Here is a 1377-nt window from a genome sequence, read left to right as displayed (position 1 = left end):
GTTAACCGCGGGCGGTTAACAAGTACTCACGGGCGGCGGAGCCGCAGCCTGGCGCGGCCCGTAGGCTGACATCCGTGCGCGTACTCGTTATCGGCTCCGGAGCCCGTGAACATGCCCTCCTTCTCGCCCTTGCTCGCGATCCGGGTGTCAGTGCCTTGATGTGCGCGCCCGGCAATGCCGGGATCGGCAAGATCGCCGAGCAGCACTCCGTCGACATCGCGTCCGGGGAAGCGGTGGCGGCGCTCGCGAAGAAGCTGGACGCCGACCTCGTCGTGGTGGGCCCCGAGGTCCCGCTGGTGCTCGGTGTCGCGGACGCTGTCCGCGCGGCAGGGATCGCCTGCTTCGGCCCGTCGGCCGACGCCGCGCGCATCGAAGGTTCCAAGGCGTTCGCCAAGGACGTCATGGCCGCCGCCGGCGTGAAGACCGCGCACAGCGAGATCGTCGACTCGCCCGCGAAGCTGGACGAGGCACTGGACCGCTTCGGGCCCAACTGGGTGGTCAAGGACGACGGCCTCGCGGCAGGCAAGGGTGTGGTGGTCACCACCGATCGGGACGCCGCCCGCGACCACGCGGCGGAACTGCTCGAGAACGGCCACCCCGTCCTCCTCGAATCCTTCCTCGACGGCCCCGAGGTGTCGCTGTTCTGCGTCGTCGACGGTGAGACCGTCGTGCCGCTGCTGCCGGCCCAGGACCACAAGCGGGTCGGCGACGGCGACACCGGACCCAACACCGGCGGCATGGGCGCGTACACGCCGCTCCCGTGGCTGCCCGAGCAGACCGTCACCCGGATCGTCGACGACGTCGTCAAGCCGGTCGCCGCCGAACTCGTCGCCCGCGGCAGCGCCTTCAGCGGCCTGCTGTACGCCGGGCTGGCGATCGGCAAGGACGGCCCCGCCGTCGTCGAGTTCAACTGCCGTTTCGGCGACCCCGAGACCCAGGCGGTTCTCGCGCTGCTGAAGAGCCCGCTCGGAGAACTGCTGAACGCGGCGGCCACCGGAACGCTCGACCGGGTCGCCCCGCTCGAATGGCAGGACGGCTCGGCGGTGACCGTCGTGGTCGCGGCCGAGCACTACCCGGCGACCCCGCGCACCGGCGACGTGATCACCGGCGCCGACGGTGACGGTGTCCTGCACGCTGGCACCAAGCTCGTCGACGACCAGGTGGTCTCCGCGGGCGGACGCGTGCTCAGCGTGGTCGGAGTCGGAGCCGACCTCGACGCGGCGCGCGCCGACGCGTACTCCAAGATCTCCGCGATCAAGCTGCCGGGAAGTCACTTCCGGAAGGACATCGGGCTGGCCGCGGTCGAGGGTCGCATCGCCATTCCCTGAGGTCGAAGCACTGTCGAAACAGGCGTGCACCCCCGGGCAATCCGGGGGC

The 1377-nt window shown here is 71.0% G+C and carries 1 protein-coding gene; it reads left to right on the top strand.

The genetic code is table 11. The features are described from left to right. Positions 1–74 precede the first annotated feature (74 nt). Complete coding sequence (gene purD / locus ACFTZB_RS45665; RefSeq protein ID WP_378442611.1) at positions 75–1328, top strand: phosphoribosylamine--glycine ligase; 1254 nt, start codon at positions 75–77, stop codon at positions 1326–1328. Positions 1329–1377 lie beyond the last annotated feature (49 nt).

This window comes from Rhodococcus sp. NPDC057014 (assembly GCF_042673295.1).
Lineage (GTDB): Bacteria > Actinomycetota > Actinomycetes > Mycobacteriales > Mycobacteriaceae > Rhodococcus_F.
This window is presented reverse-complemented; position numbering and strand designations above follow the sequence as displayed.